Here is a 23,080-nt window from a genome sequence, read left to right as displayed (position 1 = left end):
TTCCCAATCAGAGATTGAATTGGGTCATCGAGCCCTTGAGGCGCTCGGCGATCGCGGCGAGGTGCTGGCTCGACGAGGCCACGGCCGTCATCGACGCCGTCTGTTGTTGGACGACGGCGCTCACCTCCTGCGACGTGGCGGCATTCTGCTCGGCGACCACGGCGATGCTCTCGATCTCCTTTGCCAATGCGGCAGCCTCTTCGCGCTGCGCGTCGGCCGAAGCAACGATGAGATCGACCGCGCTCCGGCTGGCTTCGATCTCACGTGAGATCTGCCCGAGGGCCACCGATGACGCGCGGATGACCGATTCGCCCTCGGCGACGCGGTCACTCACCTGACCGATGTGCTCCTCGGTGCGGATGGCGGCGTTTCTGATCTCGGTTGCGAGTTTGCGAATCGTGTCCAGAGCGCGTGCGCTCTCCCCGGCGAGCTTGCGCACTTCGTCGGCGACGACGGCGAACCCTTTGCCGTGTTCGCCCGCGCGCGACGCTTCGATGGCTGCATTGAGTGCGAGCAGGTTCGTCTGACGCGCGATGGCGCCAATCGCGTCCGTGATCTTACCGATGCGCTGCGATTTCTCACCGAGCTCGTTGACGGCGGGGACGGCGTCCTTTGTCACGCGAGCAATCGCACTCATGCTCTCGAGCGCCTGCTCGGCCGCAGAGACGCCGCGCCGGGCCGAGCGGGCGACGACATCCGCGGCGGACTGCGCGCTGCGCGCGTGACCGGCGACCGCGAACGCGCGATCGGCGACGCGTGTCGACGCATCGACGGCGGTGTTGATTCCCTTCGTCTGCACCGTCGCCGATTGGGCAATGGAGTGCGCGGCACCGGCAACCTGGTCGGTCGATGCCGTCATCTGCTGTGCGCCGGCGGCGAGCTGCTCCGCGGTCGCGGCGACCTCGGAGGCGCCGGTCTCGATCTCCAGCAGCAGCGCGCGCAGGCTGGTGCTCATGCGACGGAAGGAGTCGGCGAGCGCGCCGACCTCGTCGCCTGACGAGAACTCGAGATCGTGCCGAAGAGTGCCCGACGCGACGGCGTCCGCATGCTCGGCGATGGCGATGATGCCACCCGTTAGGCGTGCGGCGCCCCAGTACGCGAAGATGACGGCGATGGCGAATGCGACAAGTGGAAAAGCGATGTAGCTCTGGAGCTGTCGCGACACGTTGAAGAAGAGCGCCGAGGCGCCGAGTGTCGTGATGACGAAGCCGGCCAACGTGCCGTCGGCTCGACGCACCGGCGCGGCCGCGGTCAGTACCTTGGTGCCGCCGGCGTCGTAGATCTCGGTCACACCGCCGCGGCCCGCGCGCAAGCTGTCGAGCAGGCCGGAAGGTGGTTGCCAAGTCGCGATGAACTGCGCCTGGCCCGGCTGCCACGTGGAGTGCACGAGATAGCGGAAGCGGCGCGCGGTGTCGACGCGGACGATTGCGACGCCGTTCACGAGGTCGGTGAGGCTCCCGCCGTTCGCGAGCCACATGCGTTGGAGCATCGTGCGGGTGAGGCGATACGCGTTGGTGTTCTGACCGCCGTGCTCGGCGATCCGGTCGAGTGAGTCGCCCGACAAGGCAACGCTGGTACTGCGCGTGACTGCGCTCACCTGCTCGCCGAGAACCTGTGTCAGCAAGTCTTTGCTGAGCACGTAGACCGGAATGAGAACGACCGCGAGCGTGACAATCACCGCCGCCGCGCTGATCCCGGCCATCTTGATCCGAAACGGCACTCCGGTCGCGGCGCGCAGCGAGGAAGTGGTGCTCGAGGACGGTGAGAGCGAGGCGGTCATCCGTTGGGAGAGGTGCGTGAAGACTCTGGCAATCGACGCACAATGCCGACCCAGCGTTACTTTCCTGCTCGGCGCTTTGCGCGCGCGCTCCGTTGTTTAGGAGACATTCGGACCACGGACGCACTCTCGCATGTCGGATAACGACGGTTTGATGGTCAGCGTGTCGGGAATTCGGGGTCGCGTCGGCGAGGCGCTGACGCCCGAAGTCATCGCGCGCTTTGCGGCAGGTTTCGGAGCGTGGTCGGCTCGTCGGCCGAAGGCGGATGGCCGGATCGTCGTGGGACGCGACAGCCGCGTCTCCGGGCCGATGTTCCATCGTGTGGCCGTCGGGGCGCTACAGTCGGTGGGCTGTGGCGTGATCGATATCGGCCTTACGACCACCCCGACGTGTCAGCTCGCCGTCGAAGACCTGCACGCGTCCGGCGGCCTAATGATTTCGGCCAGCCATAACCCGATCGAGTGGAACGCGCTCAAGTTCATCGGATCGTCAGGACTTTTCCTGGAGGCGCACGAGGGAGCCGAGATGCGGGCGCTGGTGGAGAGCGGCATTCCACGCGCGACCTGGGATCACCTCGGGCAGGTGACACTCGACGAGCGTGCGGCCGAGCGACACCTCGACCGTGTCCTTTCGATTCCCTATCTCGACGTGCAGGGCATTCGCGCGAGGCGCTTCAAGGTCGCGCTCGACTGCGTTCGCGGCGCCGGAAAGGTCATCATGCCGGCTCTTCTCGAGCGGCTGGGATGTGAGGTCACGGCGATCAATTTGGAGCCCGATGGACGGTTCCCGCGTCCTCCTGAGCCAGTCGCGGAGAACCTCGGTGAACTGGAACGGGTCGTGCTCGAGAGCGGTGCCGCGGTAGGGTTTGCGGTCGATCCGGATGTCGATCGGCTAGCCCTCGTTTCGGACTTGGGGCGGGCGGTGGGTGAGGATTACACGCTCGCGCTCGCCGCGCGGGTCGTGCTCCGGCACAGACACGGCAGGGTAGTCACCAATCTCTCGACGAGCCGGGTAGTAGACGACGCGGCGAGCACGGCGGGAGCCGAAGTCGTGCGAGCTCCAGTGGGCGAAATCAACGTCGCGATTCGCATGCGCGACGAGGGTGCTCCGATCGGTGGCGAGGGGAATGGGGGGGTGATTTTGCGAGAAGTGCATCTGGGTCGCGACGCACCAGTCGGTGCTGCGTTGACGCTGCAACTCATGCACGAAGAGAACAGGTCGTTGTCGTCAATAGTGGGGGACCTGCCGCGGTACGTGATCGTCAAAGACAAACTGGATCGGCCGGCGGCGAGTCTCGATTCCGTTTATGCGGCGTTACGTCAAGCCTTTTCGGATGCGAGTGCCGATACGCAAGACGGGCTGCGGCTGGGATGGTCGGATCGATGGCTGCATGTGCGACCGTCCGGAACCGAACCGATCGTGCGGGTGATTGCCGAGGCGCCGACGGCACGGGAGGCGAATGAGCTGGTGTCGCGGGCGAGAGAGCCGTTGGAGAAGTTGAAGTGAGGGCCTAGGGTCCAGACCCGAGCCTCGAAAAGAGTTCATCGTTCTCATGAGGAGTTTTGTTCCATGTGTGGAATCGTCGGCTACATCGGACCGAAGACCGCGACACCGTTATTGATCGAGGGGCTGAAGCGCCTCGAATATCGCGGCTACGACTCCGCGGGCATCGCGACGATGAATGGCGCGGGCCTCGAGATGCGCAAGGCAAAGGGAAAGATCTCGATGCTCGAAGCCGTTGTGCGAGAGACACCCGTGCACGGCTCGATGGGCATTGCGCATACGCGGTGGGCGACGCACGGCGCGCCTAACGAGTGCAACGCGCATCCACAGCACGATTGCACGAACACGATCGCCGTCGTCCACAACGGGATCATCGAGAACTACGGCGCATTGCGGCAGATGCTCATCCAGCAGGGGCACACGTTCCAGTCGGAAACGGACACCGAGGTGCTCGCTCACCTCATCGAGGCGGCGATGGACGATGATCCCCTCGAGGACGCCGTCATCGACGCGCTGCATCTCGTGGAGGGCACCTACGGCATTGCCGTGATCTCGAGCCGCGATCCGGACAAGATCGTCGCGGCGCGCAAAGGCAGCCCGCTTCTCCTCGGCCTTGGCGAGGGCGAGTTCTATGTCGCCAGCGACGTCGCGGCAATTCTCCAGCACACGCGGCAGGTCGTCTATCTCGACGACGGCGAGATGGGTGTGCTGACGCGCGACGGCTACGAGGTGCTCGATCTCAATGCGCGGCGCGTGCGGAAGGGCGTGAGCCGGATCGATTGGGATCTGGATCAGATCGAGAAAGGCGGCTTCGATCACTTCATGCTGAAGGAGATCTTTGAGCAGCCGACGACGATCCAGAATACGATGCGCGGTCGCCTCGTCGTCGACGAAGGATTCTCGAAGCTCGGCGGACTGAATCTCACGCGTCAGCAGATGCTCGATCTCGACCGCATCATCATCACGGCGTGCGGGACGAGCTGGCACTCGGGTCTCATTGGCGAGCTGTACATCGAGGAGCTGGCGCGTATTCCCGTGGAAGTCGAGTACGCGTCGGAGTTCCGCTATCGCAACCCGCTCGTTACGAAGAACACATTGTGTATCGTGATCTCGCAGTCTGGGGAGACGGCCGACACGCTCGCCGCGATGCGAGAAGCAAAGCGGCGAGGGGCGCGCACGCTGGGTCTGGTGAACGTCGTCGGCTCGACGATGGCGCGCGAGGACGACGGCGGCATCTATCTCCACGCAGGCCCGGAGATCGGCGTCGCCTCGACGAAAGCATTCACGAGCCAGGTCATTGCCCTTGCGCTTCTGACGTTGAAGCTCGGCCGTCTGCGCGAGATGTCGGTCGTAAAAGGCCGCCAGATCGCACAGGCGATGCTACGGCTTCCTGAACAGATCCAATCGATTCTCGATCGTGCCGGTGAGATCGAAGCGCTCGCCGAGCAATTCAAGAATGCGACCAATTTCCTGTATCTCGGCCGCGGGTACAATTTCCCCGTCGCGCTCGAGGGCGCGTTGAAGCTCAAGGAGATCAGCTACATCCACGCCGAGGGCTACCCCGCGGCGGAAATGAAACACGGACCGATCGCGCTCATCGACGAGAACATGCCGGTTGTGTTCGTGGCGCCTCACGATTCGGTGTTCGACAAGATTGTATCGAACATCCAGGAGGTGAAAGCGCGCGGCGGCAAGGTCATCGCCATCACGAGCCAGCGGGAGGACGTGTTGGAGAAGCTGATCGATTACGAGATCCGGATTCCGCAGACAGAAGACATGCTCTACCCGATTCTGTCCGTGATTCCGCTGCAGCTGCTTGCGTACTACGTAGCCGTGAAACGCGGGCTCAACGTCGACCAGCCGCGTAACCTCGCGAAGTCCGTCACAGTCGAATAGAAGTCTGGGGAGACGCCTAGCCCAGCCGGGTGGTCTGCGTCATTTTCAGGCCACCCCGTCGCGCACGCTGGACTTCCTCCTCCGCCGCCCATGTCCGACCTTCGACTCCGCGCACGGTCAGTCACCGAGATCGTCGATGCAGCGTTTCAGTTGTACAAGCGCGACGCACTCGAGTACGTGCTCGTTGCCGGCATCGCCTATGCCCCGCTCGTCGTCGCCCAACTGATTTTCATGCGCGGCATGACGCTCGGCTCCGCCGCCGCGTTCAATGCGACGGTGAGCGGGTCAATCGTCGTCGTGATCGTCAGCATTTTTGCATATTCGCTGATGTCCGCGGTGTTGAGTCGTTTCTCGTCGGACGTGTATCTCGAACGGCCCACGGGGCTCGCTGAGGTGATTCGCGACGTCGTGAAGCTGGTCCCTCGCCTGATCGGGGCAGCGTTCTTGTATGGTCTCGTTTTTGTGCTCGGATTCCTACCCGCGATCATCGGCCTCCGACTGAACAACGGTTTGCTGATTTTCCTCGGCGTCGTGATCGCGATGGTGTGGATTTTCTACGCGTTGGCCCGCTTCTTTGCCATCTATCAGTTGATCGTTCTCGAAAACCGGGGCGTCGTCGAGGCATTTGCGCGGTCAGGGGTGCTCTCGAAGAATCGCAAAGGGCATATCCTGCTCACGCTCACGCTGATCTTCGTGATTTTCGTGATGCTCTCGTCTGCCGTAACGGTGATCGCGGGGATCGTCGGCAGCACCACGGTGAGCGTCGTTCTGCAAACGGTTTACACCGTTGTGGCTTATCCGCTCGTGGGCATCACGCAGATGATCCTCTACTACGACGCGCGAATCCGTGCGGAGGGGTTCGACATCGAGGTCATGACCGGCGCACTGGGAGCGCCGTCGGCCACGAGTCCCACCTGAGGCAGCGAGGGAGCGCGTCGCTTCGATGATCGCGCCACAGGTGCCCTTCGCGACGGTGTGGCCTCGCGCGGCGATTCACGACACCGTGGCTGCGATCGTGAAGCAAGCCCCGTATCGTCGCCAACTCACACGATCGCTGTTCGACCGCATGCTCCAGTGGATCGGCGATACGTTCTCGAGACTCTTCGGCGGGTTCGGCGGCATTCCGCACGGCAGATTCATCGCGACGATCGCCGTGGCGGTCGTCGTGATCCTTGTTGTGGCGCGCGTCCTGTACGCCGCGCGACTGCGCGCCACTCCTGACGGCACATCGATGCCCGCTCGCGGGCGCGCGACGACGGCGTCCGATCCCTGGCGCTCGGCGGAAGATTTGGCCGCGACGGGCCAATTCACCGAGGCCGCGCATGCCCTGTACCGCGCCACGACCTCGATGCTCGCCGTGAAGGGACTCGTGCGGCTGCACGATTCGAAGACGAGCGGAGATTATGCGCGTGAGCTGCGACGTCGCGGCGCCGGCGCTCACGCGCCCTTCCGGCAGTTCGGTCGCCGCTATGATCGCATCATTTACGGCACGGGAACGTGCGACGCCGCGGAGTATGCCGCACTCCTCGATGAAGCGCGGGCGGTCCTGAGCCTGCGCGATACCGAGCGCGCCGCGTGACGCCGCCCATCGTGCCTAACGTCAACGCCGCCGGGCAGTCACTGCGGCAGCGCCGCAGACGTCGATGGATCGCGCTCGCCGCGGTCCTGACGCTAATCGTCGTCGCGGCGTTGCTCACACCAGAGATGGTCACCGGCCGCGGCGGCGATTCCCGCCTAACTACCTATTCGGCGGAGGCACAGGGCGCGCGGCTGCTCTACGAGCTTGGCTCCCGACTGGGCTGGCATGTCGTGCGGTGGACGACCGACGGTATGGTAGAGGCCGGTCCGGGCACCGTCGTTGCCGTTCTCGATCCCGCACAGCCCCTGGGTGCACTCGAAGCGCACCATCTACTCGAGCGTGTTCGCGCCGGTGCGGGCCTGCTCTACGTCATGAGTGGTCACTCCGCGCTCGACGATTCCTTGCATCTGAAACTTGGCCTATCCGGAGGCATCTACGAACCGACCGACGCCGGAACGGCCGAGGCACCAGACGGCAACACCGCGACGGACACGTTGAGGGCGCGGCGGTACGCTCACTCGGCAAGCGACAGCAGGAAGGCCGACGACGAGGAGCCGTCCACGAGCGACGCGTGTTCGAACACAGCGCCTAACGGCGGAGCACTCGCTCTGTGGCCGGACCAGACGGTGCGGCTCTATCGGTTGGCGTGGAGTGGTCCGCGGCCGCCCCGCACGGTCATCTTCGCCCGCTCGGCTCCGGAAGGGCGGCGGAGTGACTCGACGTCGAAGACTTCCTCCGTGGCCGCCGCGGGATACCCCGAAGGACGCGGCCGAGTCGTCGTGATCTCCGATCCCGATCTGCTGCGCAACGACGTTCTGCGCGTGTGTCGATGGGGTATCGACGTGGTTGCTGTACGCATGCTCGAGTACGTCGCGGCGGGCCTACCACATCGCGATTCGCTCGTGTTCGATGAGTATCATCAGGGTTTCGGCGCGCATCCCGGCACCGTGCGCGCGATCTTTGGCTATCTCTCCCGGGCTGCCTCGGGACACATGCTTCTCCAGGCGTTGCTTGGCGGATTGGTACTCCTTCTCGCTCTCGGTCCGCGAACGCTGCCGGCGCGTAACGTGGAACGCATCGAGCGCCGGTCGCCCCTGGAGCACGTGACAGCCCTGGCGCAAGCGTACAGCCGGGTTGGTGCCACGCGGACGGCGACCTCACGTCTCTTGCGAGGCGTGCGTCGGCGCGTCGAGCGCAGTGTTCGCGGCGACGCGCGCCTAACGGCAACCGAGGGCGACGCGCGTTTTCTCGAGGAGGCCGCGAAGGTGCCGGGGCTCGCCGACGAGGTGGCCCTCATTCGCCGCGCGCTCTCCGACCCCCTTGGCAAACGAGATTTCGAAGCTGTGGGCGGCGCGCTCGAGCGCATCGAAGAATCACTTCTCACTCAGCGGAGATGACCGTCACATCGGACCATGGAGCCGCGCCGGTACCAGCGGCACGCGAGGAGGGCGCGGCGCTCCTCGCGCGCGTCCGCGAAGCAGTGGCATCGCGCATCGTTGGCCAGGACGCGGCAATCGAAGACGCGCTCGTTGCGTTTCTCGCACGCGGCCATCTGCTCATCGAGGGCGTTCCCGGCACTGCCAAAACGCTGCTCGTTCGTACGCTCTCGGCAGCGCTTGGCCTCAAGTTCGCGCGCATTCAATTCACGCCCGACCTCATGCCGTCGGACGTCACCGGTGTGAGCATGTTGCGCGATCCAGCAAAGGGATTCGAGTTTCACCCTGGACCGGTATTCACCGACGTCCTGCTCGCCGATGAGATCAATCGCGCGCCCGCCAAGACGCAGGCGGCGCTGCTCGAGGCGATGGCGGAGCGCCAGGTCACCGTCGACGGATGCACGCGGCCACTCGATTCCCTGTTTACAGTTTTTGCAACGCAGAACCCGGTGGAGCACGAGGGCACGTATCCGCTTCCTGAGGCGCAGCTCGATCGGTTCCTCCTCAAGACGGTGATGGGATATCCGTCGGCCGAAGCAGAGCTGGCGATGCTGGCGCAGCATGAGGCCGGTTTCGATCCCGAGCGAGCCACCGACGTCATCGTGCCAACGGTGGTTGGCGACGGGGCTGCCCATCAGATTCGCACGCTCGTCGACGGGGTGAAAGTCGCGCCCGAAGTTCGACAGTATATCGCAGCCATCACGCGCGCCACCCGTGGTGAGACGTCGATTTCGTTAGGCGCCTCGCCGCGCGCATCAGTCGCTCTCATGCGCGCGGCACGCGCCGGCGCCGTGCTCGAGGCCCGAGATTACGTCGTGCCGGACGACGTCAAAGGGCGCGTCGCGAGCGTGTTGCGGCACCGGATCACGCTGGCGCCGGAGCTCGAGGTCGAAGGCCGGACGCCAGACGACGTGCTCGGCGCCTTGGTATCGCGGGTGCCTGCGCCCCAATGAGTGGCTGACGGTGCGGCCGCTGCTGCTGCAGCTCACTCCGGAGCCTCGGCTCGCCCTGATCGTCGCGGTGCTCGCACCGCTCTGGCTCATCCCGGGAACGATCGGCCGGGTCAGCATTCTCGTGACCGCGGTGGCGCTTTTCCTCGCGGTCGTCGTCGACGCGATCGCACTACCATCCTTCAACGACATTGCCGTCGAGCGCACGCTGCCGTCGAGTGTCGGGATCGGCGATCATCTCGAGGGGGAGTATGTGGTCCGCTCGCGCTGGGGCATGCCGTTGCGGGCACGTCTCGAAGACGACCTTCCAGTTGGTGTCGCGGGAGGCGCCGTCACTCACGAGCTCGACGTGCCGGCACGAGGATCCACCCGGCTCACCGTGCCGATTGCTGGCGCGGTTCGCGGGCGGTTCGCATTAGGCCCGATCGCCCTGCGCGTGCGCACGCGCGTCGGTTTGATGGCACGCCGGCTGCGCTGGCTTCCTGACGACTCGATCCTCGTCACGCCATCGGTGGCGAGCGTTCGCCGCTTCCGGCTATTGGCGATTCAGCATCGCCTGTACGAGGCCGGTGTTCGCGCCGTTAGGCGACACGGGGAGGGGCGCAGCTTCGCGAACCTCCGCGAGTACGTGGTCGGCGACGATCCGCGGCACATCGACTGGAAAGCGACCGCGCGTCGAGCGAAGACGATCACGCGGGAGTTCACTGTCGAGCAATCGCAGACTGTGTTCTGCCTGATCGACGCCGGCCGTTCCATGACGCAGCTTGCCGGCACGTTCACGCGATTCGAACACGCGCTTTCCGCGGCGTTGGTCCTCACTGATGTCGCCGCCGGAGCAGGCGACCGGGTCGGCGTGCTGGTTTTCGACGACGAGGTCCGCGCGTTCGTCCCGGCGCAGCGCGGCCAGCCGGCGTTACGCGCTGTGCGAAATGCACTCGTTCCCGTGCAGGCCACCCTCACCGAGCCCGATTACGCCGCAGCGTTCCGTTTTCTCGCGGTGCGACAACGTCGGCGTGCACTCATGGTGTTCTTCACGGACGTGATCGACGCGCGGGCGTCGCGGGCGCTCATCGCCCACGTGGCGCGGAGTGCGGCACGTCACCTGGTGGTCGTCGTCGCACTTCGCAACGACGCCATCGACGTCGCCGCAAAGCCGTCGTCGGCAAATGAGCAAACGCTTTACGAAAGCGCCGCCGCCGAGGAGCTCATCACCGCGCGCGCCGAGGCGCTGGAGCGCATGCGCGCCGCGGGCGTCACCGTCCTCGACGTCTCGCCCGCCACGATGACGGCCGCCGTCGTGAACCGGTATCTGGAGATCAAGGCGCGCGGCACGCTCTGAGCGGCCGTTCCACGCGATTACCCCAACGACAACAATTCCGCCTGCACATCCGCCGATTCGTCGGTCGGAATCGTCACGGTTGGGCGCTCGCGGCCAGAACTGAGATACAACACCAGCAGCACCAATGTCGCCCCAGAGACGGCAAGCTTCGCACTCAGCGGCCACGTCGGAATCGGCGACACGAAGCCCTCGAGCGAGCCGGCGACGAGCAGCAGCACCGCCGCGGCCGCGACGAGGCGAATCGCGCGCTGGCTGTTCTCGACGAGCGCGCGCTTTCGTGTTCGTCGCCCCGGCAACAGCAGCGCTGCCGCCAGCAGGAACCCCGCTCCACCGGCGATACACACCGCACTCAGCTCGAGCACGCCGTGCGGCGCTACGAACGCGAGGATGAGCTTGATGATTCCCTTTGACTGATACAACCCCATCACGCCGCCGAGGCTGACGCCGTTCAGCACGAGCAGGAACAGCGTGCCGATCCCCGCGGTGATGCCGGCAGCGAAGACACCGAAAGTCACCTGCACGTTATTGCTGATGATCTGGCTCGCCATCGTCGGCCTGAAGATTTCCGGATCGCGTATGTAGCCCGTGTGCTCCTTTGCCCGGCGCACACCCTCTTCGGCCCGGTCGAGCATCCCGGACGGGATGAACGTTGACGCGACCGCTGGCTGCCTAACGACCGCCTCGTAGGCGATGAGTCCCGGGCCGAAGAGCAGCGCGGCGGCGAGCAGGATCGGGCGCCAGGAGCGCCGGACCTCCCGGGGCGCTTCGATCGCGACGACCCGCACCACGTCCGTCAGCGTGAGGGCACGTCCGCGATAGAGCAAATTGTGCGCACCGGCGAGTAATCGGCTGAGGTAGAAGAGTTCCGGTGTCTCGCGCCCCTGCGCGGCCGTACGCAGGCGCGCCATATCCGACGCAAGATCCCGGTATTCCGAGACGAACTCGCGCACGCCGTCCTCGCCGAACGATCGCAGGCCGCGACGCTGTGCGTCGGCCAGGCGCGCGGCGAACGCGTTCCAGCGCGGCGAACGCGTGGCCACGAGGACGTTGCGCTCGCGAGCCGCACCACGCTGCTGGCGCGCGGCGGCGCCGCGGGCGCGGGCCGCGCGCTCGGTATCGTACAACCGAGCCAATCGGCCGAGATCAGCGCTTCCGTCGCCGAGCCCGGCTTCGTTGGCCGGCAGGGCGCTCGCGAGCCGAATCGCCAATTGGGATGCCAGAGCAACGCGGCGGTCAGCGTCGAGCATTGTCCGCCGATCCATGAAGCGCTCGAGCACGACGAATTCGTCCTCGGTGAGCGCCGCTTCCAGCGGCGCTGCAGCCTCGGCCGGTGCGTCGACTTCGATCGGCGCGAGCTGTCTCACCAGCGCTTCACGGACGACGATCGTTCCGGCAACGACGTCGCCAAGGCGCTTGCCCTGCTTCGAGAAAATGATGCTGAGCATTCCAACCGCGTACGTGCCGAACGGTTGAATGTCGACCAGCCGAATGAGATTCCGGACTGCCGACGCGCCGAACGTTACCGAGTAGCCACCATCACGAACGACGCGCAGTCGGAGGAGCCGCTTGCCGGGCGTCTGTCCGTCGGCCAGGCCTTCGAAGAGGATGTAATAACCCCAGAGCACGCAGAAGATCGCGATCGACACGATAGCCAGCGCCCAGGCGTCGAACACACCAGACTTTTCCGCAGAACCAGACTCCGACGGTGCGAGCCCGACGAGCGTGAGCATGATTGCGACGATGATGCCGAAGATGATCAGGGTATCGATCAGCGCGGCCAGCGCGCGCGATCCCACACCCGCGATCGTGTACGAGAAGACGACGAGCTCCGGCGTCTCCACATCGACCGTTTGCGAGAGCGATGACGGCGCGCGGCCTCGCTCGGTTCCACGAGCATCGGGCCTGGGTAACGACATGAGCAGGAAGGTGACGTAGCGGTTCGGGCGTGGCAAGCACCCTATACAGGGCAATCGGCGGCCGTCGATCGTACTCGCTATCTTGGCTCAACTGAGCACCGGGTGCCTGACGAATTCATGCGTGTTCTCTTGCAGCGCGTCTCCCGCGCCGAAGTACGAATCCGCGAGGGCGGTGCGATCCGTCAGGCTGGACACATCGGCCGCGGCTTTCTACTGCTTGTCGGCTTCACGCATGCGGACGACGACTCACGCGTTGCCTGGATGGCTGACAAGGTCGTCGGGCTTCGCCTCTTCGCTGATGCCGAGGATAAGATGAACCTCGCGCTTGGCGACGTTGGCGGCGAGCTCCTCGTCGTTTCGCAGTTCACGCTCTACGGCGACGCGGCGAAGGGTCGCCGTCCGAGCTTCATCGATGCCGCGCGGCCGGAGACGGCCATTCCCCTGTACGACCGCTTCGTTGCGCTGCTGCGCGAGAAGGGCGTTACGGTGGCGACGGGCGAGTTCGGCGCAATGATGGACGTCGACCTGGTGAACGACGGTCCGGTCACTCTCTGGCTCGAGCGATGATAAAGCGCCGGTCGTCGCCTAACGGCGATCTGGTTCCCGTCGTTCTTGCCTCGCAGTCGCCGCGGCGACGCGACCTGCTGACGCTGATCGGCATACCGCATGAGGTGCGGCCCGCGAACATCGACGAGCGATATCTCGCCGGCGAGGTGCCGCGTGAGCACGCCGAGCGCCTGGCGCGCGGCAAAGCAGCGGCGATCACCGCGCCCGGCGCGGTGACCATTGGTAGCGACACCATTGTCGTCGTCGATGACGACGTCCTTGGCAAGCCACGAGATGACGGCGAGGCGGCTCGCATGCTGCGACGGTTGAGCGGGCGCTCACACATCGTGATCACGGCCGTCGCGGCGAGCTGGAACGGTCGGATGCTCTCCGACGTCGAGGAAGTGGCCGTGACCTTTCGGACGCTCTCCGATCAGGACATCGCGGCCTACATCGCGACGCGCGAGCCGATGGACAAAGCAGGGGCCTACGGTATCCAGGGGTACGGTGCGACCATCGTCGAGCGTGTCGACGGCGATTATTTCGCGGTGATGGGACTGCCGCTGAATCGGCTCGCCCGGCTGCTCGAGTCGTTGGGGCTCGTTTACGAGTTTGGGCCGTTGCGCGCGGGTCATCGGGACGGGACGGCATAACGAGTCCGCCAGCGCTCGACGCGCTCGAGAACGTCGCGCACCGAGATGCGCGGCATCCGATCCTCGCGATTCTCCATCGAGATCGGGTAGTTTTCGCCAGGCTCGCCGTACGCGTCGATGATGAGATCATGGAAACGTCGATATGGGCCGGTTCGCTTTGGATTTGTGTAACCCATCAAGCTGATCACCGGCCGGTCGAGCGCCACGGCCATGTGCAGTGGCCCGGTGTCTGGAGCGAGGACGAGCGCCGAGCCGTCGAGTATGCCGACCAGGTTCCGAAGCCCGCTTCCGAGCGCGGAGACCGGCTTTTGTCGCGCGTGTTCCATGATCACGCGCTCGGCCGCCAATTCGCGCTCCGTGCGGCCGCCCACGAGCACCGGCTGGAGCCCAAACTCATGGTACAGGGCGTCGGCGACTCCCGCCCAACGCTCGGGCAGCCAGTCTTTCTGCGGCTTGCTCGTCGCAACGACGATCGCCGCGGCTGGCCGATCGAGCGGTGCGAAGAACTCCCGTTGCCACTGACGCTCGCCAGGCCACGGCCCGAGCTCCCAGGCGACGTTCTCGTTAGGTATTCCCAGCGCGGTGAGGAATTCGAGGTACTGGTCCTGGACGTGCTGCGGCGCGTGCGGCGGAATGCGATCGGATGTGAACAGCCAATTGAGGTCACGCGCACGCGCGCGATCGAAGCCGAGCTTCACGGGAGCATTCGTGAAGGATGTGACCATCCCGGCCTTGAAGTACACCTGGAAATCGAGGACGACATCGAACTGCCGCGTCGAGAGCTCACGTCGGACATCGGTGAACGCGCGCCAGCCCTTCGAGCGATCAAAGAGGATAATCTCATCGACGTGCTCATGCCCGCGGACGAGTGTCGCCGGTCCGGGTTGCAACACCCAGGTGACGCGTGTCTCTGGAGAGTGTCGGTGGAGCGCGTGAAGCACGGGAAGCACGTGCACCGCGTCGCCGACGGCGCTCATCATCACGATGCAGATGCGATCCAGATTCACGACCTTCATCGCAGCGCGTCGACTTCGCGGAGGATGTCCTCGGCGGCAATCCCGACCGGCGACGGACGAGCCAACATGCGTGAGGGTCCGATGCCTTGCGGGAAGGTGCGCAGCGGCTCACCAGGAGCGAAGATGCCGACCACGGGCACGCCAAACGCGCCGGCGATATGAAGTGGCCCCGAATCATGTCCGACGAAAAGCGCAGCGCCCGCGACGGCGGCCGCAGTGTCGGCGAGCGAACCATCGCTGTCGCGATCGACGTATCGCCACGTCGGATCGTTGGCCGTGGCGCGAAACGCCTCGAGCTCGCTCGCACTGCCGACCCAGAGAACGTTCGATCCGCGCGCGCCAAGTTGTCGCGCGAGCTCGATCCACACCGGGACGGCGACGCACCGATTCTCCTTGCTGGCAAATGGGTGCAGAGCGGCGTAGGGCGACGCGATCTTCGCGGCAAGACGAGCGCGTCGTGGGCTCAACGACGACGCGTCGAGTCGGTAGCGAAGCGGGCCAGCTCTGATGCCAAGTGGCTCGAGAAGACGCGCGAGCTCGGACATCACCGGCTCGCGTGGATTCTCGTCAGGCAGCGCTTCGGTGAGGAACGCGCGATTCTTTCGGCGACGCAGACCAATGCGCGTTGGAATTCTCGTTGCCGCCACCGCGGCCGCCGTTCGCCACGGTGCGGCGGCGAGCACGGCGACATCGTAGCGTTTGGCGCGCACGCGTTTCATCGCTCGAAAGAACGATGCCTTCGACCCCTTGCTTCGGCCTGGGGCTCGGTCCCAAAACGGATCGGATGCGATCACGTCGGATACTCCTGGAACGAGCCGGGCGACGTCGGCTGCATAGTCTTTGCACCAGATATCGAGTGTTGCCTGCGGAAAGCGCTCACGCAGTGGTGGCGCGAGCGCGGACGCGAACACCGTGTCGCCAAGGTTGTCGAGACTGACGATGAGTATGCGGTCGACGGACATGCGACGACAAAGCTAACTTCAGCCATTCCCCGCTCGCAGCCTGCGATCACACTCTGATGCGCATTCTTCACATCGACACGGAGCGCGGTTGGCGCGGCGGCGAGCGTCAGGCACTCTGGCTTGCAGCGGAGCTGGGGCGGCGTGGCCATCTGTCCATCGTTGCCGCGCGACCAGGCGAGCCATTGGCGCAACGTGCGAGCGAGGCAGGCCTCGAGGTCGTCTCGTGCAATCCGCGCCTCGAGGCCGATCCACGCGCGGCACTGCGTCTCCGCCGGATCATCAGAAATCGTCGCATCGAGCTCATACACGCGCACACCGCGCACGCGCTGGGCCTTGCCGCCGTCGCGAACGTAGGATCTGGTGTCCCGCTCGTGGCGGCTCGACGAGTCGATTTTCATTTGCGCCGCAACCTCGGGACGCAATGGAAGTACGGCCGCGCGGCCGCCGTGATCGCCATCTCGCGGGCCGTGGCCGATATTCTCGCCGCGGACGGAATCGAGCCATCGAAGATCGCCATCGTCCCCGACGGCACCGATGTGCATCGGCGGATTACTCCCGCGTCATCGGACGCGCTGCTCGCGTTAGGCGTGAAGCAGAACGCCCCCCTCGTCGTTCAGGTGGCGCAGCTCGTGCCGCACAAGGATCCGGTCAACTTCGTTCGTGCCATCGCCGCCGGGCGCGAGCGCGTCCCAACGATTCAGGCGTTGCTCGTCGGCGAGGGCGAGCTCCGCATGTCGGTCGAGAACACGATACGCGCGCTCGGGCTCACTGGCGTCCTTCACGTTGCCGGCTATCGTAGCGACGCCGACGGATTGCTCGCCGCCGCCGATGTCGCCGTGCTCAGCTCACGTGAGGAGGGATTGGGGTCCGTTCTGCTCGACGCGCTCCTGCTCGGTAAACCGATCGCCGCGACCCGCGCTGGCGGCATTCCGGATGTCGTCGAACACGACGTCACCGGCCTACTCGCGCCCGTCAGCGATGCCCGAGCGCTCGGTGAAAACATTGCAAAGTTGCTCATCGACCGCTCTCTCGCGCAGCGGCTCGGTGCGGCGGCACGCGCGCGTGCCGCCGAGTTTTCGGTCGAACGAATGGCTGCACGAACGCTGGCCGTCTATGACCGCGTCATCACGCGCGCGCCACTCGACGGCCGCGACGAAACGAAGCGTCTCACCGAAGCGGCCACTCGAACGAGCTCTGCCTCTTCGATTCGCGCGCCATGAAGCTCGCGCCACTTTCGCGCCGAGCGCATGAATCGATCGAGATTTCGTTCGGTGATTCGGCTATCGCCCGGCCGGCCGAACTCCACGCGATCCACATCGAGCACGAATGCAACCAGTGAATCTCCGCGCGCCGCGTCGCGGGCGAGGAGAACGTTCTTGACGTTCAAGTCGTGATGTCGTACGCCGCACGCCGAGATGAGGCCAATGAGGCCGGCAACGCTTTCCAGTGCCGCCCGTCGTTCGCCGGCCGTGCTCGTCGTGAGCACGTTCGCGAGATCCGTGCTCTCATGTATCTCGCGTGACGCCACGTCGCTCCGTCGGAGAAGCGGACCCGCGCGGTACACGACGTAAGCGACGATCTCGGGTGTCGGGATACCGAGCGAGAGCAGCCGTAGCGACGTGTCCAACTCGTAGGGCGCTCGCGTCGGTAGGACGAACCAATCTCTGGTGAGGGGCGCGAGCAACCCACCGTGGCGGTTGTGCCTAACGACCACCCGCCCGCCGCCGGGAAGCGGCGCGGCGTAGGCAACGCCGCGGCCGGAGAGCGACCGAGCCTCCTGGTGCTGCGCCGCGTACTCGTAGAGCGACCCCGACTCGAGGGCGGTGCGTACGGCGCCCAGCTGTTCGCGCTGCGCAACGATGATGGTGCCACGCACCTCGTCGCGCTCATAGCCATCGGGCGCCGCGCCCGAAGCGAGTCGGCTCAAAGGACCACGCAGTAGACCGGAATCGGCTGGCTCTTTCCCTTCAACTCCATCGGCGGGCACGCGGCCAAACGTGGCGGTTTGGCCAGTGCTTGGCGCATCTCTTCGGTGATGAGGATCTGCCCCGCTTCGGCCGCGGAGCACAGACGATACGCCGTGTTCACCGTGTCGCCGATGACCGTGAACTCGAGCCGTCGCTCCGATCCGATGTTGCCGGCAAACGCCTCGCCATAGTTGACGGCAATGCCGTGCTGAAGTTGCGGCCGGCCCTCCGTGCGCCACTTCGCGTTGAGCTTCTTGAGCGCCCGCATCATGTCCACCGCCGCCTGGAGCGCTCGGTCGGCGTCGTCTTCACCGCCGATCGGCGCGCCCCACTGCGCCATGACGGCGTCGCCCATGAACTTGTCGAGTGTGCCATCGTGCCGGAACACGCACTCGACCATTTCCGTGAAGTATTCGCTCAACAAGCTCGCCATGTCGTCCGGGTTCATCGTCTCCGACAACGGCGTGAAGCCGCGAATATCACTGAATAACACCGCGACGGGACGCTTCTCGCCGCCTAACCGCGCCGCCTCACGAGAGCTCGCGATTCGCTCTGCGACTCGCGGCGCGAAGTACCGGGTGAGATTCTCGCGAGCAAGCATCTCTTTCTGGATACGCTGCGCGTACTGCTGATTCTCGATGCCTGCCGCGGCGATACCGGCGAAAGCAATGAGGTACTCGAGATCGTGCTCGCTGAAACGATGCGTCGTCGTCACGTTGTCGACGTACAGCACGCCGAGCACGCGATCCTCGCTTCCGACGAGCGGACAGCAGATGGCGCTCCGAATCTGCTGCATCAAGATGGATTGCCCACCGAAGCGCGCGTCCTCACCAGCGTTGTCCGAGAGAATGGCCACCTTGTCTTCCACCACCTTCCGGGCAATCGACTGCGGTACGGCGCGTGGCTGCTCACTGCCGCGCTTGTCGCGCGCAATCTTCGGCACGAGTTCCTGGCCATCCTCACAGAGCGCGATCGCGACGCGATCGACCTCGAGAATCTGATACGCATACCGCACGATCTTCTCGAGCAGCGCGTCGATGTCCACCGACTTCCCCAATCCTTTCGACACCTCGAGCAGCGTTGCTAGCTTCTGCTGACTCTTGTCTTCGCTCAGCGAGGCGGCGGCGTTGGGCGCGGTATTGATGCGTGGATCGCTCGTGCCGAGTCCGACGAGTCCCTGCGAGTCACGCACCGGCAATTGGCGCACGATCGTCGCCGACTGTCGAGGGTGCCCGTTGTTACCCTCCTCGGCTGGCGACGTGAATCCGCCGGAGGGTGAATGCACAGTGGTCGGGCCAGTCGGCTGAACGCGGAATGCCACCTTGCCGAAGGTCACGGTGTCGCCCGGCTCGAGCTTCACCAAGTCCTGGTCCTCGAGGCGCTCCCCATTTCGAAACGTGCCGTTGCTCGAACCGAGATCGCGTACGCGCAATCCAGCGTCGTCCACGAGCAGCTCGGCGTGCCGGCGCGAGATCGTCGGATCGAAGATCGCAATGTCGCTGGATGGCGCGCGACCGACGACGAGCTGCACACCCGCGCGCAGCTCGTGTTGTTGAAGACCGTCAGTGCTTGTCAGCCTGTACCGCATGAATCCTGATAATCGCCGCTGGAATATGAATCGCCGGGCAAGCCTCGCCTAGCTCAAGACTGTCAGTGCGGGGGTCGTGGTCACACAGACGTCGACACACGAGACGACGCACGTGTGGATTCGGTCCGCTCGCGTTGTGCGCTATCGACGTCGCGCCGCGAACTATCGCGAACGCGCCCAATCGCCGTGAGAAGCGCTCGGGCCTTGTTCTCCGTCTCCTCCCACTCCCGCTCCGGTACCGAGTCGTGGACGATGCCGGCGCCTGCCTGCACCGATGCAATCCCATTCGCGATTACACAAGTGCGTATGGTGATCGCGAGATCCATGCGCTGCGCGCCAGCCGCGATGTAGCCGATCGCACCCGCGTACGCAGCTCGCCGCTCCGGCTCGAGCTCGTCGATGATCTCCATCGCGCGTACCTTGGGCGCTCCGGTCATCGTGCCGGCGGGGAAGGTCGCGCGCAGTGCGTCCATCGCCGTGAGTCCCTCGCGCAGCTCACCCTCGACCTGACTCACGAGATGGAACACATGCGAGTACCGCTCGACAATCATGAGTTCCGTCACCTCCACCGAGCCGTACTTCGCTATACGGCCGACGTCGTTGCGGCCGAGATCGACGAGCATCACGTGTTCTGCCCGCTCCTTCTCATCGGACCGAAGCTCGGCGATGAGTGCGTCATCCTCCTCGGCCGTCTTGCCACGTGGCCGCGTGCCAGCGATCGGACGCACCGTGACGCGTCTGCGCTCGACGCGCACGAGCAGCTCCGGCGAGCTACCGACGATCTCCAGACCGTCGAGCACGAGGTGATACATGTAAGGCGACGGATTGAGTGCTCGCAGTGCGCGGTAGAGCGATGCCGACGAGAAGTCGTGTGGTACGTCGATGCGCCGAGCAAGGAGCACCTGAAATGCGTCGCCGGCGACGATGTACTCCTTGATGCGGTTGACGTCGGCGAGGAATTTCTCGCGCTGGAAGTTGGAGTTTCCCGCCGTCGGTTCAGCCGACAGCGGAAAGTCCACCGCCTGCAACGTCGATGGCTTTCGGATACGTGCGATCGTCGTCGCGATCTCGGCTTCGGCTTCCTCGTGGGCGCGGCGCAGCGCCGCCTCGCTCATCCCGGCATCGATTGGCACGCCGACGACAATGCGTGCCTGTCCTCGCAGATTGTCGATGATCACGAGTGCACTCGTGAAGACGAACAACGCGTCGGGAATGTCGGCCAGCGATGGCGCTCGCGAAGGCGGCTTTGGCAATCGCTCGATATACCGCACCACGTCGTAGCCGAAAAATCCGACGGCGCCGCTCCAGAACTCGCCCAGCTCTGGTAGCTTGGCCGGTTCATAGCGACGCAGAAGCATGTCGAGATCCGCGAGCGGATCCGTGGGACACCGCGCACCGTGCCAGCCGTGATCGGGCGTCCAGTCTTCGACGACGCCATCTCGCAGGCGCCAAGCGCTTCGCGGCGCAGTGCCGAGGAACGTGTAACGCGCCCACGTCTCGCCACCGGCTGGTGCGGACTCGAGCAGAAACGCGAACGGCGGTTCGCGCAGCTTCGCGAACACGGCGACCGGTGTCTCGGTGTCGAGCAGGTAATCGCGCCAAACCGGAACGAGCGCCGCCGTGCTACCTCTTGTCGCGTCGTGTGCGAGCTCGCGAAACGCAGCGAATGTCATGGCAACTGCCCTGTCATCCGTTGCTGCTGAATATCCCGCTGGCGAGATTCACGAATCATGCTGCGTTTGACACCGAAAAAACCATCGAGGGTGATTGTTCCCATCGCGGTGCGCGTCGCTGCGATGCTAATCGCATTGAGCGCCCCTCGGGTGACGGTCGCGCAATTGGTTTGGAACGATTCAACGACGCGAGCGCTCGTGGAGCTTGCCACACGACTTCGCGCGGCGCAACTCGCCGACACCGGCCTTACCGACTATCGTGCCGACGCCCACGGCTATCTCACTTTTCTCGCGCAGGTCGGACAGGGCTTCACCGAGCCGCCGCGAATCGTCAAGGCTGATGAGCTGGCGCTGGAAGTCTACTGGCGCGCGCCCGGTCTCAGCAAGCAGCGAATTGTCGGACGCCGAGACACGTTGCTCCTGCCGACGGACATCGCCTATCACCGCGACCACCTCGGCATCGTCCAGAACAACTTTCCAAACATCATCCGGCTTGGCGAAGGAGATGAAGTGCGCGACGTCCCGCACCCGCTCTCGCCGGCGGGCCTCGAGCTTTACGACTTCGCGATCAAAGACAGCTTGCGCATCCAGCTGCCCGGACGAACCGTCAACGTGTACGAAGTCGGCGTGCGCCCCAAGGATGACCGGCAGCCACGCGTCGTCGGTGCGGTCTACATCGATCGGACCGAGGGACAAGTCGTCCGTATGGCGCTCAGCTTCACGCGTGCCGCGCTCCTCGACAAGCAGCTGGAGGACGTCTCGATCGTGCTCGAGAACCGCCTCGTCGGGACGCGTTTCTGGCTTCCGTCGCGCCAGGAGATCGAGATTCGTCGCACTGGCACGTGGCTCGACTATCCCGTGCGAGGCATCATCCGCGGACGTTGGGAAATTGGCGACTATCAGATCAACAAAGGCGTTCCGTACAGCATCTTCGGCGGTCCGGAAATCGTTCAAGCGCCGGCGTCCGAGCAGCAGCGCCACGCGTGGTCAACGCCACGGGTGCTCGATTCGCTCCCGCCAGACGTTCGCGCAGTGACCGACGCAGACGTGCGTCGCGTTCAGGAGGAGGCGCGCGCTCTCGTACGACAACGCGCGCTGCAGCGAGCGCGGACGCTGGCGCTGTCGGCTCGCGGAGTATCCGATTTTGCGCGCGTCGATCGCGTCGAGGGGCTCGCACTCGGTGGCGGACTCACGCAAGGCATTGGCGGCGGTGTGAGCGTAGCTGGTCGCTTGCGTTATGGAATCGATGACCAGGTTGTCAAATGGCAAGCGCGCCTCGAATGGCAGAACGGTGCGGGACTTTCGATCCGCGCATTCGGCCAGCGCGACTTTCGTGACTTGGGCGAGGAGCCCGAACGTTCGCGCGCGGTAAACAGCATCGCCGCCCAGGAGTTTGGTAGCGATTACTCCGATCCGTATGGGATAGAGGGCGGTGGCCTCACCCTGCAGAATGCGCCGGCGGGAGAGCCCGCATGGACGGTCGAAGTGGCCATCGAGCGCCCGACGACGCTCGCGATTCACGACGCCCCTGTCACGGGGAATTTCTTCGGCCTCGTCGGTGTCCCATCGTCTCGTTATGCGCGAATGACGATTCGCCGCGAGCGGCCGACATCGCTCTGGGTTTTTGGGACCGAGCTCCGCACGCTCGTCGAGCTGCGAGCGCTCAAGGCCGACGGTGACTCTGCCGCACCCTGCTCTGGCTTCGATGCCTGCCCGCTGACCTACACGACGCTGCGCGGCTCGCTCGTCGCCGACCTCGAGCGGCCCTTCGGCAGCCAGCGCCTGGTACTCCACACCATTGCCGGTGCCGTTGGTGGCCAGCACGACGTCATTCCCTCGCAGGAGCTCTTCTACCTCGGCGGACCGGTGAGCGCACCAGGTTACGATTTTCATCAACTGGTGGGGCGCGGTGGGTGGAGCCAGCGTCTCGAGTGGCGATCGCCGATTCCGTTCATCGCGGTTCCGCTTGGCCGCTTCGGAAGGATTCCGGCGTCGGCGACGTTCGCTCCGTATGTTGAGTTCGCCGGCATCGCCGGCCGCCGAGCCACGGTTCAGCGCGACGGACAGCTGTTGACGACCGCTCCTGGCGGCTACACCGCGCTCGGCGCGGGTCTGCTGACGTTCTTCGAGCTGGTTCGCTTCGACGTGTCGCGCGGCCTCCGAACGGGACGCTGGCTCTTCGCCTTCGACGTCAATCCGGAGTTCTGGAGTGTTCTCTAGACGACGCACACACGAAAGTGCTACTCCGTGCGGCGCAACGATGCCGCGTCTCCAGACG

General features: G+C 65.1%; 18 protein-coding genes. 11 read left to right on the top strand and 7 right to left on the bottom strand.

The features are described 5' to 3' along the window. Positions 1-7 precede the first annotated feature (7 nt). Positions 8-1,780, bottom strand: a complete 1,773-nt coding sequence (locus VGH98_00670) for a methyl-accepting chemotaxis protein (GenBank protein HEY2374459.1) — start codon at positions 1,778-1,780, stop codon at positions 8-10. Between the two features lie 130 nt (positions 1,781-1,910). On the opposite strand from VGH98_00670, the gene glmM reads away from it, so the two are divergent. The 7 genes from glmM to VGH98_00635 all read left to right on the top strand — a co-directional run bounded on the left by glmM (position 1,911) and on the right by VGH98_00635 (position 10,481). Further along, a complete protein-coding gene (gene glmM, locus VGH98_00665; GenBank protein HEY2374458.1) occupies positions 1,911-3,284 on the top strand; it encodes a phosphoglucosamine mutase in 1,374 nt (457 codons plus the stop codon). 63 nt (positions 3,285-3,347) lie between these two features. Then, positions 3,348-5,177, top strand: coding sequence for a glutamine--fructose-6-phosphate transaminase (isomerizing) (gene glmS / locus VGH98_00660; protein ID HEY2374457.1), 1,830 nt, complete (start codon positions 3,348-3,350; stop codon positions 5,175-5,177). A gap of 90 nt (positions 5,178-5,267) precedes the next feature. Beyond that, positions 5,268-6,095: a hypothetical protein gene (locus tag VGH98_00655; protein ID HEY2374456.1), complete on the top strand. Its 828-nt coding sequence runs from the start codon at positions 5,268-5,270 to the stop codon at positions 6,093-6,095. Between the two features lie 25 nt (positions 6,096-6,120). Beyond that, positions 6,121-6,756 carry a DUF4129 domain-containing protein gene (locus VGH98_00650; protein HEY2374455.1) on the top strand — a complete coding sequence of 212 codons (636 nt, stop codon included), beginning with the start codon at positions 6,121-6,123 and terminating at the stop codon, positions 6,754-6,756. Then, complete coding sequence (locus VGH98_00645) at positions 6,753-8,153, top strand: DUF4350 domain-containing protein (protein ID HEY2374454.1); 1,401 nt, start codon at positions 6,753-6,755, stop codon at positions 8,151-8,153. The genes VGH98_00650 and VGH98_00645 overlap by 4 nt, the downstream gene beginning before the upstream one ends. Then, positions 8,150-9,145 (top strand): MoxR family ATPase, encoded by a 996-nt coding sequence (locus VGH98_00640; protein HEY2374453.1) that lies wholly within the window; start codon positions 8,150-8,152, stop codon positions 9,143-9,145. The genes VGH98_00645 and VGH98_00640 overlap by 4 nt, the downstream gene beginning before the upstream one ends. A 10-nt stretch (positions 9,146-9,155) precedes the next feature. Beyond that, entirely contained in the window at positions 9,156-10,481 is a 1,326-nt protein-coding gene (locus VGH98_00635) for a DUF58 domain-containing protein (GenBank protein HEY2374452.1), read from the top strand. Between the two features lie 17 nt (positions 10,482-10,498). Here the strand turns inward: VGH98_00635 and VGH98_00630 are convergent, their stop codons facing one another. Beyond that, complete coding sequence (locus VGH98_00630) at positions 10,499-12,433, bottom strand: stage II sporulation protein M (GenBank protein HEY2374451.1); 1,935 nt, start codon at positions 12,431-12,433, stop codon at positions 10,499-10,501. Positions 12,434-12,499: 66 nt separating this feature from the next. Here VGH98_00630 and dtd point away from each other — a divergent pair, with 66 nt between their 5' ends. Further along, positions 12,500-12,964, top strand: a complete 465-nt coding sequence (dtd, locus tag VGH98_00625) for a D-aminoacyl-tRNA deacylase (GenBank protein HEY2374450.1) — start codon at positions 12,500-12,502, stop codon at positions 12,962-12,964. Continuing rightward, the gene (locus VGH98_00620; GenBank protein HEY2374449.1) at positions 12,961-13,596 is read left to right on the top strand and encodes a Maf family protein; all 636 of its coding nucleotides are present in this window, start codon (positions 12,961-12,963) and stop codon (positions 13,594-13,596) included. The genes dtd and VGH98_00620 overlap by 4 nt, the downstream gene beginning before the upstream one ends. On the opposite strand, the gene VGH98_00615 is transcribed toward VGH98_00620, so the two are convergent. Continuing rightward, complete coding sequence (locus tag VGH98_00615; GenBank protein ID HEY2374448.1) at positions 13,575-14,612, bottom strand: glycosyltransferase family 9 protein; 1,038 nt, start codon at positions 14,610-14,612, stop codon at positions 13,575-13,577. The genes VGH98_00620 and VGH98_00615 overlap by 22 nt on opposite strands. After that, positions 14,609-15,574, bottom strand: coding sequence for a glycosyltransferase family 9 protein (locus tag VGH98_00610; protein HEY2374447.1), 966 nt, complete (start codon positions 15,572-15,574; stop codon positions 14,609-14,611). Before VGH98_00610 ends, VGH98_00615 begins: the two co-directional genes overlap by 4 nt. A 56-nt stretch (positions 15,575-15,630) precedes the next feature. On the opposite strand from VGH98_00610, the gene VGH98_00605 reads away from it, so the two are divergent. Then, complete coding sequence (locus VGH98_00605) at positions 15,631-16,794, top strand: glycosyltransferase family 4 protein (protein ID HEY2374446.1); 1,164 nt, start codon at positions 15,631-15,633, stop codon at positions 16,792-16,794. Here the strand turns inward: VGH98_00605 and VGH98_00600 are convergent. The 3 genes from VGH98_00600 to trpE form a co-directional block, all read right to left on the bottom strand. Further along, complete coding sequence (locus VGH98_00600; GenBank protein HEY2374445.1) at positions 16,686-17,501, bottom strand: lipopolysaccharide kinase InaA family protein; 816 nt, start codon at positions 17,499-17,501, stop codon at positions 16,686-16,688. The two genes, VGH98_00605 and VGH98_00600, sit on opposite strands and share 109 nt — an antisense overlap. Beyond that, positions 17,498-19,129, bottom strand: a complete 1,632-nt coding sequence (locus VGH98_00595; protein ID HEY2374444.1) for an adenylate/guanylate cyclase domain-containing protein — start codon at positions 19,127-19,129, stop codon at positions 17,498-17,500. The genes VGH98_00600 and VGH98_00595 overlap by 4 nt, the downstream gene beginning before the upstream one ends. Positions 19,130-19,209: 80 nt before the next feature. Then, on the bottom strand, positions 19,210-20,802 hold the full coding sequence (trpE, locus tag VGH98_00590) for an anthranilate synthase component I (protein ID HEY2374443.1): 1,593 nt from the start codon (positions 20,800-20,802) through the stop codon (positions 19,210-19,212). A 198-nt stretch (positions 20,803-21,000) separates the two neighbouring features. On the opposite strand from trpE, the gene VGH98_00585 reads away from it, so the two are divergent. Then, positions 21,001-23,022 (top strand): hypothetical protein, encoded by a 2,022-nt coding sequence (locus VGH98_00585; protein ID HEY2374442.1) that lies wholly within the window; start codon positions 21,001-21,003, stop codon positions 23,020-23,022. Positions 23,023-23,080: the final 58 nt, after the last annotated feature.

It is taken from the genome of Gemmatimonadaceae bacterium, from assembly GCA_036496605.1.
Classification (GTDB): Bacteria; Gemmatimonadota; Gemmatimonadetes; order Gemmatimonadales; family Gemmatimonadaceae; genus AG2.
The sequence above is the reverse complement of the archived record's forward strand: the minus strand, read 5'-3'. Positions and strand labels throughout refer to the sequence as shown.